Raw genomic sequence first — 14,942 nt, 5'->3', positions numbered from 1 at the left:
GTCAAACCAGCGCGTCCGCATCCAGCTCCGGGCGCCCTTCCCTCAGCCCTCTACGCTTGCCGGAAATAGGCAGGCGCCCTCCGCCTTTGTTCTTAGCCTCGCAATTTCGCACTGTACTCGTGAATGAATTCCGTCAGCTTCTTCAACGTGGCCGGCTTGACGGCCGGGAACACCCCGTGTCCGAGATTGAAGATATGGTTGCCGTGTTCCACGCCTTGTTCAATGATCACTTTCGCTCGTTCCTCAATGATATTCCAATCGGCCAGCAGAAGCGCTGGATCGAGATTCCCTTGGAGCGGCTTCGTCAATCCGCGTTCGCCCGCTTCCTTGATGGACAGTCTCCAGTCCAGGCCAACGACGTCAACCGGCAGATCATGCCACTCGTTCGCCAGATGGCTGGCGCCGACGCCGAACGTGATTATCGGGATATTCAATTTGCGGATTTCCGTGAAGATGCGCGTCATGACCGGTTTGATGAATGTCCGGTAATCCGCCACATTCAGCGCGCCGACCCATGAGTCGAAAATTTGGACCGCTTTGACCCCGGCCGCCACCTGAGCTTGAATGTATGTGATAGTCATATCGCCAAGCTTGTCCATTAGCGCAAACCAGGCTTCCGGTTCCGAGACCATGAAGGCTTTTGTTAAATGATACCCTTTTGAAGGCCCTCCCTCGATCATATAGCTCGCCAATGTAAACGGAGCACCTGCGAATCCGATGAGGGGCACGTTCAATTGTTCCTGCGTCAACATTTTAATCGTCTCGAAGACGTATGGAATATCGTCTTCCGGGGACAATTCGCCTAGGTTTTGGACATCTTGGACGGTGCGGACCGGATTGCTGATGACCGGGCCGACGCCGGCCTTGATTTTGACATCGATGCCGATGCCCGGAAGCGGAGTGACAATATCTTTATAAAGAATGGCCGCATCCACGCCATATTGATCCACCGGGAGTTTCGTCACATAAGCGCATAATTCCGGTTGATGGGTAATCTCTTCGAGAGAATATTTTTCTTTAATCTTAAGGTATTCCGGTTGTGAACGACCAGCTTGCCGCATATACCATACAGGAGTATGATTGATTTTCTCGCCACGGGCGGCACGTAGAAGTGTATCGTTGAATGGAGTCATTTGATGGATTCCTACTTTCATTGTTTTATCACTACCCGTTACTACATATCCGTTCTCAATATAGACGTTCCCCTTTGGAAAGTATAGTATGAAACTCTGTTTGTCATAAAATTGTACGTCCTTTTCCACATTGTAGTCATGGATTCGTCAAGGTTTGTTTTAATCGGCCCTTTCAGGGAAAATATAAATCATATAAGAAGAGGAGGGATGGGGATTGAATATTTATATGACGTCCGGCACGCCCGAGTTCATGGAAAAGCTCCGTGAAAAGCATGCGAAGGAAAACATGTTCATCATGCACGGGCAAGGCAACACCATTTTACTGCATGAAACAGAAGGGAAATCGGTATTTCAGACACCCCGGCGTTTCGAAGTGATCGGGGCATCGGGTGAGTTGAAAGAGAACGGCTATTTCGCCCTTAATAATATTAATGTAATGGATGAAGGCCGACCCGTATTTGAACATCATTATAAAACACAACAAAATGCAGTAGACGGGGAACCCGGTTTTCTCGCGTTCCGCTTGCTGCGTCCGCTTGACTCGGATACGTATGTCATTCTAACCGAGTGGTCGGAAGCAAGATTTTATGACCTTTGGAAAGATTCCAAATCATACGAACGAGTGCATGAAATCGACCGGGCCCGGATCGGAACGGATCGTCCGCATATTTTCACGAGTGCGCCCTACACCGCCACCTATATGGCAAAAATGAAAGACGAGGAAGCGTGACCTGACAAGGGTTGCGCTTTTTCACTCATTGCTGCGCCTCGGCCGGGTTGCTATACTTAGGCAAAGAACATTTTTTGAGGGGGGTCATCGCATGAGAGAGAGACTGTTTGAAAACCTGGACCAGGCTTATGACGACATGGTCGCAATGCGCCGCTACTTACATATGCATCCTGAGCTATCATTCCAAGAAGAGAAAACGGCCCGTTACATCCATGACTTCTATGCCGATCTAGGAGTGGAAGTGAAGACGGGTGTCGGCGGCAATGGCGTTGTCGCCCGGGTGAAGGGCGGGAAACCTGGAAAAGTCGTCGCTTTGCGCGCCGACTTTGACGCGTTGCCGATTCAGGATGAAAAGGATGTCCCATACAAATCGACCGTTCCCGGAGTTATGCATGCGTGCGGGCACGACGGGCACACGGCGGCTTTGCTCCAGCTGGCAAAAGCGATCCATGGCATTCGGGAATGCCTGGCCGGGGAGTATGTGTTCATTCACCAACATGCTGAAGAGTACGCCCCGGGCGGCGCCAAGTCGATGATTGAAGCAGGCTGCCTCGATGGCGTCGATGTCATCTTCGGCACCCATCTCTGGTCCTTGATTCCCCTTGGTACGATCGAATACGTGATTGGACCCGCGATGGCAGCGGCAGATCGTTTCGAAATCACCGTCCAAGGTGCGGGCGGCCATGGAGCGGCGCCTCACCAGACGAAAGATGCTATCGTCATCGGCTCCCAGCTCGTCATGAATTTGCAGCAGATCGTGTCCCGCCGTGTCAATCCGATCGAATCGGCGGTTGTGTCCATCGGGTCCTTCGTTGCTGAAAATGCCTTCAACATCATTGCGAATTCCGCTGCCATCCGCGGGACAGTGCGGACGTTCACCCCCGCCATCCGGGACCTTGTAGAGGAGGAAATCCAGCGAATCGTCGCCGGGACGGCTTTTTTGAACGATTGCACAATCACTTGCGATTACTTCCGTGGCTATCCGCCGGTCGTCAATCATCAGGCGGAGACGGAATTCCTGAAAACGGTCGCTGAAACCATCCCCGGCGTGGAACACGTCGTAAAGACCGATCCTTTCATGGCAGGGGAAGATTTTTCATACTATCTAGAAAAAGTGCCCGGCACCTTCTTTTTCACCGGAGCCCAGCCTGCAGACGTCTATCCCCACCATCATCCGAAATTCGACATCGATGAAAAAGCCATATTGCTAGCCGCCATGACACTTGGTGCAGCGGCGATCGACTACCAGAACGGTTGAGAACCGCCTTCCCCTCATTTCCGAATGAGAGGAAGGTTTTTTCATTTAACTATAAGTCAATTTAACTAAACATACGACTAGTTCTTATTATACACTTATTGGTTGATTTTATAATTTTCTGATTTATAATGGAATATAATGACTGATAAGGGAGTGTGGCTAGTTGATGTTTAAGGAACAGAGCGCGAATTACGTCGTTTCTTTCGACACCTTCGTGTTGCAACCCGTTAAAGACGGAAAAAAAGTAGGGACCCGCATCATTGAACGACACCGGGAAACAATCGTCCCGCGAAAACCGATTCATGTTGTCAGGAGCTCCTGCGATTATTACGGCGGTTCCTTGCAAAGTTCGACCGGTACTGCCAAACTGACGCTGGGCAGACATCATAAGACACCGATTATCATCGCTCATGATTACGGCAGACCTTATATCTTCCTGCCGACATTATCTCCACAAGCCGACCAGAACGTGTGGATTTCATACCATGCAATCGACTATTTCGAAGCCTGCGAATCAGGTACGAAAGTGCATCTGGAAAACGGTAGATTCGTCAAAGTGGATATCTCCGCCAACACGATGTACCGCCAGTATACATTTGCCGGATTCCTGGAAAAGGATTTTCTGAAGAGGCAGAAGCAACTGAGCCGGTCCTCGTTGTCCTACATTACCGATGGCTGATTTAGATGCCTGCCTTGACGAAGAAGCTATCCAGAAGCTCTTCCGTCCGATTGCGCAGCCGAACATTCAAATAACGCCGGCTATCCTCATAACCGCCATGGATGAATACATACTCCGTGAACGTATCATCCGTCTTGTTCCGTATGACCTTCATGCCGTGACGGCGCAAATAAGCCGTAGTCTCTTTCAACTCGGCACGGACCAGCTTCGCCGCTTCATCCACCCGTCTCACATACGGGCCTTTCAATTTGAAGGGCCCTTTTTCGAATGCCTGCCGGTCACGCTCCAGAATGATCAACACCATCGGCAAGTAGATCATATTTTCAAAATACGGCAATGCCTCCGCGGGAATTAAAGGCATCCCCCTCCCTCCTTCCCTTCGATAAGAACATTTGTTCTATTTTATTATATGCCCAATCCCATTAGAAATCAACCTTATACGTCAGGGATTATTTTCAATATTTATGTATGCGATGGAATTAGTATGGGAAAAAGGCAGGCGTTTTATGTATAGCGGGTGGCGGGGCGGATGCGCGGAACTGAGGATTCCGGGCGAGGAGCCGGGGCTTATGAGCGCGGTAGACTGACTTATGGGCGAGGAACCGAGGCTTATGAGCGCGGTAGACTGACTTTTGAGCGAGGAGCCGGGGCTTATGAGCGCGGATGACAGACTTTTGAGCGAGGAACCGGGGCTTATGGGCGCGGTAGACTGACTTATGGGCGAGAACCGGGACTTATGAGCGCGGATGACAGACTTATGGGCGAGGAACCGAGGCTTATGGGCGCGGTAGACAGACTTATGGGCGAGGAGCCGAGGCTTATGAGCGCGGTAGACAGACTTTTGGGCGTAGAGTCGTGAATTAGCGTCGACACCAGATACCTATGAGCGTCGACACCAGACCTATGAGCCCCCACTACCCATCGCCACCTAAGCAGGATTGCCTCTCCATGAAAGGGGCTGTCCAGAAAGTGGATTCTCCGGTTAAACACGCAAAAAGCAAGGGCTCTGGTCGCTTTCCGCGGGCCAGCCGACGAGCCTCCTCCGGCTTACAGCCGTGCGGGGTCTCGTCGGCCGGCTTTCCCGCAGGAGTCTCCCGGCGCCCTTGCTTTTTGCTAGTATCCAACTCTGTGCCTGGACTTTTCGGACAGCCCCTTCAGTTTCCTTTATTCTTCGCCCTCGTCGCCGACATAATAGACACCCGCGACTTTCCAGGCATCGCCTTCCTTCTTGAAGACGGTCACCTGACGTCCGGTCGGTTTTGTTTCGAGGCCGGTAGCCTGTTGTTTATAGACGGTCTGGATTTTCGAGAACACTTGGGCTTCTGTCTCGCTATATTTTACAATCGTGACATCCGACGCTTCCCGGGTCAAATCATATTCGTCGAACAACGTCTCCGTCAGTTGGCGTTCCTCCGCCAAATCATACTTCTCTTCGGATAATGTCGCCAAGTATCCGTCAATGTCCCGGTCGTTCAACGTCTTGATGTACACATCGAACACTTCAAGGATCCGCTCTTTTTCCTCTGGCGGAATGCCCGCCGCTTCCTCGATCGAATCACCGGACAAACTGAATCCCACTTTCCGGTCATCGACGCCATGGTCGACGGTTCCTTGGGAATTCATCGATTGCTCGCCGTCGTTGACCGAACCTTTCCCTTCCAACGAGTCTTCCTTTTTGCCGCAGGCTCCCAATATGAGAAGCAATGCCAACATGAGTAATCCTGTATTCCGTTTCATCATTTTTTCCTCCTACGCGCATAAAAGGGCCTGTCCTGCAGCGGAAGGCCCCCTTTTATTTATCTTTATTCACCAGAAGGCTCCCACCATGGTAAGTGGTGAGATGCATGTAGATTTATTTCCTGTTCAGCGGGTATCCGAACGCCGACATGACCAACACCAATATTGCGCTGCCCAAGCCTCCGGCGGATGTCACAGATTTTGAAAGGAGTTAAGTGGAATGTAGTGCGTGGACATCCTGAAAGTGCCTTAATTTCTACAATGTACGCAGAAATACGGCAATCGATTCGCAACGGCTGCACGACCTGCACCACGCAGGCCTCAAGCTCGATTCAAAATCCGGACGCAATTATGCCAAGGCATAATTGATCATTTCACTTCAACCCAACCGTTTTTAATTGCTGTGACGACAGCTTGCGTCCGGTCATTAACTGCCATCTTCTGCAAGATGCTGGAGACATGGTTTTTGACTGTCTTTTCGGAAATGAACAGCGTTTCACCAATTGTCCGGTTGCTTTGCCCATCCGTCAATAATTGGAGCACCTCACACTCCCGTTTCGTGAGCAAATGGAACGGACGGCGGATATCGTTTTGCTGGAATGATCCTTTATGTTCACGCTCGCTCAATCTGCGGAATTCCGTCACAAGATTATGCGTCACTTTCGGGTGAAGATACGAACCGCCCGCTGCCACGACTTTGATCGCTTGGACAATCGCATCAGCATCCATTTCTTTCAGCATATAGCCGAGCGCCCCTGTTTTCAGTGCGTGAGACACATAGGATTCGTCGTCATGGATAGAAAGCATGATCACTTTTGCGTCAGGAAATTCTTGAATCAAATTCTCCGTCGCGTCTACCCCGTTCATGCGTGGCATATTGATATCCATCAGCACGACATCCGGAAGGTATTGCCGATAAAGCTCCACCACTTCACTTCCATCATCTCCCTCGGCCACCACATTGAACGAGTCTTCGAAATCCAGGATGCGTTTCACTCCTTCCCGGAACAACTGATGGTCGTCAACAATTAAGATCTTTGTCATAATTCTTTCCTCCAATGCCTAGTAGTCAATCATGTCCATTCGTAGCGGAATGCGGAAAAGGATGGTTGTCCCTGTACCGGGATTGGAAATGACGTTCATTTCCCCCTTCAACAGGTCGATCCGCTCCCTCATCCCAATCAAGCCAAATGACTTATCTTTCACTTCTTTCTGTTCGAACCCTTTTCCATTATCTTTGATGATGATATTCATTATATCGTGAATCCACTCCGCTTTCACCCATATGTCCGTGCAATTTGCATGTTTTAATGCATTTGAGACGGACTCCTGGACAAGCCGAAAAACGGAAACTTCAAAATTCGAGTTAAATCGACGTTCCTGCCCCGTGCTTTGAAAGTGGATTGTCACACCTTTTTGATATTCTTCCACAGTGGTCAAATATTTTTTCAACGTCGGAATCAACCCCAGATCATCCAATGCCATCGGCCGGAGATCATAGATGATGCGGCGTACTTCATACAACGCGCTCCTCACCATCTCCTTGAGATCGGCGAGTTCGGCCAATGCCTTGTCAGGCCCTTTCTCCGTATACGTCTTTTCAATCAACCCCGACCGGATCATGACATTGGCCAACATTTGAGCGGGACCATCATGGATGTCCCGGGACAGCCGTTTCCGCTCCTCCTCTTGCGCTTGGATGATGCGAATGCCAAATTCCGATTTATGGCGTGCCGATTCGAGGGCTTCTCCCACATTTTTCAGATCAGTCGTCAAATAATTGACAACTGTTGTCACCTGGCTGACAAGCTGATCGGCCCGCTCGATCGTCTCCATCAGCCCGGCCAATCTGCGATCCAATTCATCGCGCCGCTGTCGCAGCTGCTTTTCTTCCATCTTATTGACCGAGAGGCGGACGAGCAAATCATTGGCAACTTCGTATGCTTGCCGCACTTCTTCTTCGGAATAATTCATGAAACTTTTCGATACGTCGGCAAGTCTCCTACGGGAATGGCGTGTCATATCTTCCAAATAATCGCCTTCCGTAATTACCCGGGAAATATCCTCTTTCACCATTTTCAGCTCATTTTGCATCTCTTCAAAGCTTTGCCGGCTCTGTTCACTTATAATGAATATATCATTTTTAGATTGATCCATTGTGCGAACCATGTTATTGAAAATGGCATCCAACGTCTGGATATCAAATGTAGTTTCCTTCAATTCGCTTCCTCCGCTTCTAGCCGAAACATCGCAATAGATGAGCAGTATCGCAAGAATGATGAACTTCCTAACACACATCACTCATTATATCATTATAGTCCCATTTGCATGTTAAAATTGTATTACAGATTTGCTGAATTAGGAAAGACAAACTCTGTAAATGAATCCCGGCCTTACCACAAACAGGAACGTACGGTCGTAACCAGTTCGCTTTTTCCTTCTGGAACGGCTACAATGGCCTTGTTCGTTCAGCTGAATAAACAATCCGTAATTGAAAACGGAGGCGGGATTTTCCTCTCGCTTTCAGAAAGCAAGAAATTCAGCTTGATCAGGTCGAAATTCAAGAAATATTGGAGGTATTGCCAATGCGAGAAGATTATTACACCATAAAGGGATATGGAGAAAGCGAATTGATTATTCAAAAGTCCAGATTCCTTACCTATATTAAACGGGCGGAGACGGAAGAGGAAGCTCTTGAGTTCATCCAGGAAATCAAAAAGCAGCACCATGCAGCCACCCATAATTGCTCAGCCTACCTGATCGGCGAACATGATCAGATTCAGAAGGCGAACGACGATGGAGAACCTTCCGGAACAGCGGGTGTCCCAATGCTCGAAGTGCTGAAAAAGCAAGGGCTGAAGGACACCGTTGTCGTTGTGACGCGTTATTTCGGCGGCATTAAGTTGGGGGGAGGCGGACTGATCCGCGCCTATGGACGTGCCACCTCAGTCGGGATTGACGCGGCCGGCGTCGTCCATCGCAGACTGCATGAACTCATGAAAGTGACGATCGATTACACTTGGCTCGGCAAAGTGGAAAATGAAGCCCGGCAATCCCCCTATCCGTTGAAGGACATCACCTATGCAGATGGTGTGGATCTCTTTCTCTACGTTCCAGTAGCCGAAGTGGAAGAGTTCACTGCATGGATGACGGAAATGACAAACGGGCAAGCCGGCATTTTGTCGGTTTCTAGCGAATTTCTGGAAACCGATCGCTGAAAGGGTATACGTTTAGCGGATAAAATAGTATAATGGGAAAGATTGTAGTTTACTAAGCAAGCGAAACTTCGCCATGCCGCCATTGCAGCATGCTGGCGATACCCCTTTATATGATAGGATTCCGGGCTTGTTGCCCTACGGAATCCAACCCGGAGGAACGCAAATGAAAAGAAGAGATTTCAAGAAACGACAGAAAAAATCGTCCAAAAAGCGCCTATTTCTCAAGGTCGGACTTCTTCTCACCCTTTCAGTTTTTTTCGTCGTAGCGGCATTCGCTGCCTCATTGCAGCAGAAGGCGGCGGACGCGGTGGATCGTGCGTACGAGGCGGTTCCGGACCGGTCGAAACCGGAAGCCCGGGAAGTAGCAGTGGAACCTGCGCATGACAATGTATCGATCCTATTGATCGGCGTCGATGACAGTGACATTCGATCGCAGGGGGACAGCAGCCGATCCGATGCCCTGCTCGTTGCGACTTTGAACCCAACCGAGAAATCCGTAAAATTGCTCAGCATTCCGCGTGATGCCTATGTCTACATTCCGGAAATCAGGAAGCAGGATAAAATTACGCATGCCCATGCGTACGGCGGCACGAAAGCGGCAATTGACACCGTCGAGGAAATGCTGGATATCCCGATTGACTACTACGTGAAAATGAACTTCAATGCGTTCATTGAAGTGGTGGACGCACTGGGCGGAATCGAAGTGGAAGTCCCTTACGACCGCCTGGAAAAGGATGAAAACGACAAAAATGCAATCCAACTCGTCAAAGGGATCCATCGCTTGGACGGGCGCCATGCCCTTGCCTTGGCAAGAACGCGTAAGCAAGATAGCGATTTGATGAGAGGGGAGCGTCAACAAATGATCATCCAAGCGATGATCAAAGAAGCCACTTCCGTCAAATCGATTACGAAATACGGTGATGTCATCGATGCGCTCGGCGACAATATGAAGACCGACATGACGTTCAAAGAAATGATGTCTTTCCTGGAATATGCGAAAGGCGGCATGCCTGACGTCCAAAATGTCAACATCGAAGGATACGACGATTGGACACCTTACGGCTATTATTTCAGACTTGACGAAAAAAGTTTGGAAGACGTGAAATTCCAATTGAAATCCCATCTCGAGTTGGATTCCGACACCTCCAAATTGACGGATAGCACCACCACTGTCATCGAATCCGCGAATCGCGCACCTGAAAACGAATATTGAAAAACCGGAGGCCTTCACGGGCACTCCGGTTTTTTTACGGCTTTATTCAACTAATTGGATACCCTTCTCTTAATAGGGGCTGCAACGAATAAAAAAGGGGCTGTCCAGAAAGTGGATTTTCCGGTTAAACACGCAAAAAGCAAGGGCTCTGGTCGCTTTCCGCGGGCCAGCCGACGAGCCTCCTCCGGCTTACAGCCGTGCGGGGTCTCGTCGGCCGGCTTTCCCGCAGGAGTCTCCCGGCGCCCTTGCTTTTTGCTAGTATCCAACTCTGTGCCTGGACTTTTCGGACAGCCCCTTTCATCTTCATTATTTCCCGATCATCCGAACGAGGTTCAAGAGCGGGCGATAATTCGAGCCGGCCAATCCGATGATTTCGACAAACAGTTCGATGATGATCAGCATGACGAGGATGAGCAGGATCGCGCCCCACACCGTCGCTTGCGAGAATAGGATTCCCGTTACACCGAAGAGGATGGCTAGTCCATAAATGATCAATACCGTCTGGCGGTGGGAGAACCCGATGCGCAGTAGACAGTGATGCAAATGCGATTTATCCGGAGCCGTAATCGCCTGCTTCATGCGGACCCGGCGGACGATAGCGAAGAATGTGTCCGAAATGGGAACGCCGAGCATGATGATCGGAATGACGAGCGATACGACCGCGATGTTTTTGAATCCCAGGAGTGCAAGAACTGAAATCATATATCCCAAGAACAACGAACCCGTATCCCCCATGAAAATTTTTGCGGGATGGAAATTGTAAAACAGGAATCCTAACGAACTTGCCGCCAAGATGGAGGCCGTAGCAATAACGAACATATCTCCCATGAGCACTGCCATCACTGTCATGGAGATGAGTGCGATCGTGGAAACACCCGCAGCCAATCCATCCAACCCATCAATCAGGTTAATGGCATTGGTGATTCCAATGATCCAAATGATCGTAATCGGGATGCTCAAATACCCGAAGTCCAACGGGCCGATGAACGGTAGATTAATGTACTCGATCTGCAATCCGCCCCACGTCACCACGACGATGGCAGCAGCCAATTGACCCGCCATTTTTGCTTTCGCCGTAATTTCGAGCATATCATCCAGAAAACCGGTGACAATGATGATCAAGGCACCAATGAGGATGCCGACTGCATGCTCGTCATCCGGACGTAAAATGAAATAACCGATCATGAATGCGCCGAATATCGCCAAACCGCCGATGCGCGGCATGATGGAAGCATGTACTTTCCGATAATTCGGCCGGTCGACCGCTCCGATTTTAAATGCGAATTTAATGACGAGTGGAGTAAGTATGATGGACGCTATGAAAGCAGCGGCCAATGCAACAAATAACATGTCCTTCCTCCCTGAATAAACGATAATTTATCAAATCAACAGTATTATAGCATGATTGGTTGCGGAAAGCACTCTCTGCTAGATTACTTTTCACGGTTGGTTCCTTAGTTCCTATCTTCCCCTTTCCCCGGCGAGCTAATCTGTTTTTTCGCCTTCCTTATATATACAGATTTCCTGTAAGAGTAGTCTTTTGACGTTCTGTTTGATAAAATAAGAACGTGTCCTTGTAAGCAGGACTAGAAAAAGGAGCGTTCATTCATGTTATCACTATTCAAACGTTCAAATCAGACGAGCGAAAGGCAATTGCGGAAATACCGTAAACTTGTCAACCAGATAAATAAATTGGAATCCACTTATGAAGCGATGTCGGATGACGAGCTGCGTACTATGACGGATAGATTCAGAGAAAAGTTGCTGGATGGAGCGACCGTTGCCAATATCACACCTGACGCATTCGCGGTTGTCCGGGAAGCGTCGAAGCGGGTGCTCGGCATGCGCCATTTCGATGTACAGCTCATCGGCGGCATGGTGCTGACCGAAGGGAATATTGCCGAGATGCCGACAGGGGAAGGAAAGACGCTTGTCGCTTCCTTGCCTTCCTATGTGCGGGCGCTTGAAGGCAAAGGCGTCCATGTCATCACGGTGAATGATTACTTGGCGAAGCGGGACTATGAGCAGATCGGACAGATTCATCGCTTCCTCGGATTGACGGTCGGCCTCAATGTGCCGATGATGCAAGGCCCGGCAAAGAAGGAAGCCTATGATGCCGACATTACATACGGTGTCGGTACCGAATTCGGTTTTGATTACTTGCGGGACAATATGACGCAGCATATTTCACAAAAAGTGCAGCGCCCTTATCATTTCGCGATCATCGACGAAGTGGACAGCGTCCTTGTCGACGAGGCGAAAACACCGTTGATCGTCGCGGGCAAGATGCAGGCAGACGCCGATCTCCATAACATCGCGGCACGTCTTGCGAAACGGTTCAAACAAGGTGTCGATTTTGATTTCGAAGATGAAACGAAAGCGACATCTTTGACGGATACCGGAATCGAGAAGGTCGAAAAAGCATTCGGTGTGGACAACCTCTATGATTTGGAGCACCAGACTCTCTACCATTACATGATTCAAGCTGTCCGTGCCCATGTCATCTTCAAACGGGATGTCGACTATATCGTAAAAGACGACAAAATCGAGTTGGTCGATATGTTCACGGGGCGCATCATGGAAGGCCGCACCCTTTCAGATGGCTTGCATCAGGCGATCGAAGCGAAGGAAGGCTTGCCGATCACGGAGGAAAACAAGGCGCAGGCCCAAATTACGATCCAGAACTATTTCCGCATGTACCCGCAGCTGAGCGGCATGACCGGAACGGCGAAGACACAGGAGAAGGAATTCCGCGAAGTGTATGGCATGGAGGTCATCCAAATCCCGACAAACCGTCCACGCCAACGGATCGATTCCCCGGATAAAGTCTATGAAACAATCGATCAGAAATACAGAGCAGTGGCGAAAGAAGTGGCGGAGCGCCATAAGACAGGACAACCTGTCTTGGTCGGGACCACTTCCATCCTGCAGTCGGAAAAAGTCGTCGAGTATTTGGATGAATATAAATTGTCCTACCATCTGCTGAACGCGAAAAGTGTGGAGCAGGAAGTCGATTTGATTTCCCAAGCGGGTCAGCTCGGCCATATTACGGTTGCGACGAATATGGCGGGACGCGGGACGGATATCGTGCTCGGTGAAGGGGTCGAGGAAGTCGGCGGACTCTTCGTCCTCGGAACGGAAAAGCATGAAAGCCGACGCATCGACAACCAGCTGCGCGGACGTTCCGGAAGACAGGGGGACCACGGGGAAAGCCAGTTTTTCCTTTCCCTCGAAGATGATATGTTCAAACGGTTCGCGAAAGACGATTTGGAGAAGTTCATGAAGAAAGTGGAGACGGATGCAGACGGCCTCGTCCAGAACGCGGATGTCCATGAACTGACAGAGCGGACGCAACGCATCGTCGAAGGCGCCCACTTCTCCATGCGGGAGTACAACTTGAAACTCGATGACGTCATCAATGATCAGCGGGAAGTCATCTATTCGTTGCGTGACAAAGTATTGACGCGGGAAGACATTCTCGGCCAATTGAAGACGATGCTCCATGAAGCTGTGGAGTTCGTCGTGTACGACAGCTGTCCGGAAAATGAGTCCCCGGATAGCTGGGATCTGCAACGGATCGAGCGAACGATGAATGCCATGCTGCTGGAACAAGTGTCCATTCCGCCTACAGTCGAGCGGGTGGCCGATATTATGAAACTGTACAAGGAACCGATCGACAATTTGCTCGCCTTCATCGATTCATTTGCCGAGCATGAGCAAATCTTGCAGTTCATTCCGCAAGTAATGCTATCCCATATTGATACGACATGGGTGAAACATTTGGAAGTGATGACTCGTCTGAAGGAAGGGATCGGACTCCGTTCATATGGCCAGGAAGATCCGATGCGAATTTATCAGCGGGAAGGGCTCCAGCTTTTCGCCAAGCATTACCAGAAATTGCGTCGGAACATCGCATCCGAGGTGATCGGGTTCATGAAACAGATTAATGAACAAATGGAGGCACAACAACAATGAAACTATTCTCCTTTTTTAAGAAAGTGGAAAAAACAGGATCCGATAGCACCATCGGATCCGAAGAAATCGTAGAGGGCGTCCAGTCTTCGACGAGCACCGACGAAGTGGAAACTCCGCTTTCCCTTCATCCGTCATGGACCATTCCGCAAGAGCAAGAGTACGTCTTCCGCTTCTTGTCGAATGAACTGGAACCGCTCAAACCGAACCAGATTTCGCTATCAGGGATCGACATCGACGTCGAACCGGCGAATGGCAGCTGGCTCGTCAAAGCGTTCTTCCGTTCCTCGCTCGATCAGCAGATTTCCGTCGGATCAGTCGAATTGCTTTTGCTCGACGCAGAAGGAAAAACCGTTGCTTCCGATGAGTTCGATTTGAAAGAGTTAGGCGACATCCCGCCACGGAGCGCACGGCCATGGGTATTCGTCTTTACAAAAGAGAACATTTTTGCTGAAGAACCGCCGGCAGAAAATTGGAAGCTCGCTTTCAACGTCCAGTCGATGGTGCCTCACAAATTGGAACTCGAACCGACTTGGGAAGAGGGCTTGTCTACTGAGCAGAAAGAAGCCTTATCAAAAGTGGTGGAGGGCCTGCCGAAATTAAAGCCGCGTGAAGTGAACATCAGCGGATTCCAAGTGAAACAGCAAGACGACGGCAGCATCGCAGCTTCCGTCTTCATCCGCAACGGCCACTCCAAGCAAATCAACATCGAAAAGCTGCCACTCGAGCTCATCGATGCAACGGGCGATCAAGTTGCTCGCGGCTCATTCGAGCTGGCTCCGCTATCGGTCAAAGCGAACACATCGAAACCATGGACTTTCATCTATCCGAAGGAAATGGTCCAAAAAGAAGAACCCGATTTCTCCCGCTGGACCGTCCGCGTCCCGCAATAAAAGATCAGATTGAAAGAGGCTGCCGAAGCAGCCTCTTTTTTTGTTGGGGAGGATAGGACTCGTATCCCCTGCTGCTTGCAAACTGGCACACCTTCGGACGGAACTCGCA

At 49.9% G+C, this 14,942-nt stretch carries 13 protein-coding genes; 7 read left to right on the top strand and 6 right to left on the bottom strand.

Annotated elements, in window-relative coordinates; genetic code table 11:
- Positions 1 to 92: 92 nt before the first annotated feature.
- Positions 93 to 1,133 carry a uroporphyrinogen decarboxylase gene (gene hemE / locus OXB_RS08510; RefSeq protein WP_041076517.1) on the bottom strand — a complete coding sequence of 347 codons (1,041 nt, stop codon included), beginning with the start codon at positions 1,131 to 1,133 and terminating at the stop codon, positions 93 to 95.
- Between the two features lie 214 nt (positions 1,134 to 1,347).
- Here hemE and OXB_RS08505 point away from each other — a divergent pair, with 214 nt between their 5' ends.
- The 3 genes from OXB_RS08505 to OXB_RS08495 all read left to right on the top strand — a co-directional run bounded on the left by OXB_RS08505 (position 1,348) and on the right by OXB_RS08495 (position 3,800).
- Positions 1,348 to 1,863: an antibiotic biosynthesis monooxygenase family protein gene (locus OXB_RS08505; protein WP_041073443.1), complete on the top strand. Its 516-nt coding sequence runs from the start codon at positions 1,348 to 1,350 to the stop codon at positions 1,861 to 1,863.
- Between the two features lie 91 nt (positions 1,864 to 1,954).
- Positions 1,955 to 3,121 carry a M20 family metallopeptidase gene (locus OXB_RS08500; RefSeq protein ID WP_041073441.1) on the top strand — a complete coding sequence of 389 codons (1,167 nt, stop codon included), beginning with the start codon at positions 1,955 to 1,957 and terminating at the stop codon, positions 3,119 to 3,121.
- Between the two features lie 166 nt (positions 3,122 to 3,287).
- Complete coding sequence (locus OXB_RS08495) at positions 3,288 to 3,800, top strand: competence protein ComK (protein ID WP_041073439.1); 513 nt, start codon at positions 3,288 to 3,290, stop codon at positions 3,798 to 3,800.
- 1 nt (position 3,801) lies between these two features.
- Here the strand turns inward: OXB_RS08495 and OXB_RS08490 are convergent, their stop codons facing one another.
- From OXB_RS08490 to OXB_RS08475, 4 genes are all read right to left on the bottom strand, one after another.
- Positions 3,802 to 4,161: a hypothetical protein gene (locus OXB_RS08490; protein ID WP_041073438.1), complete on the bottom strand. Its 360-nt coding sequence runs from the start codon at positions 4,159 to 4,161 to the stop codon at positions 3,802 to 3,804.
- An 803-nt stretch (positions 4,162 to 4,964) separates the two neighbouring features.
- Positions 4,965 to 5,537 (bottom strand): hypothetical protein, encoded by a 573-nt coding sequence (locus OXB_RS08485; protein ID WP_041073436.1) that lies wholly within the window; start codon positions 5,535 to 5,537, stop codon positions 4,965 to 4,967.
- Between the two features lie 369 nt (positions 5,538 to 5,906).
- Entirely contained in the window at positions 5,907 to 6,581 is a 675-nt protein-coding gene (locus OXB_RS08480) for a response regulator (protein WP_041073434.1), read from the bottom strand.
- 18 nt (positions 6,582 to 6,599) lie between these two features.
- Complete coding sequence (locus tag OXB_RS08475) at positions 6,600 to 7,757, bottom strand: sensor histidine kinase (RefSeq protein ID WP_041073432.1); 1,158 nt, start codon at positions 7,755 to 7,757, stop codon at positions 6,600 to 6,602.
- A 365-nt stretch (positions 7,758 to 8,122) separates the two neighbouring features.
- Here OXB_RS08475 and OXB_RS08470 point away from each other — a divergent pair, with 365 nt between their 5' ends.
- Both OXB_RS08470 and OXB_RS08465 read left to right on the top strand, forming a co-directional pair.
- Positions 8,123 to 8,755 carry a YigZ family protein gene (locus OXB_RS08470; protein WP_041073430.1) on the top strand — a complete coding sequence of 211 codons (633 nt, stop codon included), beginning with the start codon at positions 8,123 to 8,125 and terminating at the stop codon, positions 8,753 to 8,755.
- 163 nt (positions 8,756 to 8,918) lie between these two features.
- Positions 8,919 to 9,968, top strand: a complete 1,050-nt coding sequence (locus OXB_RS08465) for an LCP family protein (protein WP_041073428.1) — start codon at positions 8,919 to 8,921, stop codon at positions 9,966 to 9,968.
- Between the two features lie 306 nt (positions 9,969 to 10,274).
- On the opposite strand, the gene OXB_RS08460 is transcribed toward OXB_RS08465, so the two are convergent.
- A complete protein-coding gene (locus OXB_RS08460; RefSeq protein ID WP_041073426.1) occupies positions 10,275 to 11,318 on the bottom strand; it encodes a glycosyltransferase family 4 protein in 1,044 nt (347 codons plus the stop codon).
- A 258-nt stretch (positions 11,319 to 11,576) separates the two neighbouring features.
- Between OXB_RS08460 and secA2 the strand changes: the two genes are divergently transcribed.
- Positions 11,577 to 13,943 (top strand): accessory Sec system translocase SecA2, encoded by a 2,367-nt coding sequence (gene secA2 / locus OXB_RS08455; protein WP_041073424.1) that lies wholly within the window; start codon positions 11,577 to 11,579, stop codon positions 13,941 to 13,943.
- Entirely contained in the window at positions 13,940 to 14,833 is an 894-nt protein-coding gene (locus OXB_RS08450) for an accessory Sec system S-layer assembly protein (protein ID WP_041073422.1), read from the top strand. The genes secA2 and OXB_RS08450 overlap by 4 nt, the downstream gene beginning before the upstream one ends.
- Positions 14,834 to 14,942 lie beyond the last annotated feature (109 nt).

This window comes from Bacillus sp. OxB-1, assembly GCF_000829195.1.
GTDB lineage: Bacteria > Bacillota > Bacilli > Bacillales_A > Planococcaceae > Sporosarcina.
This window is presented reverse-complemented; position numbering and strand designations above follow the sequence as displayed.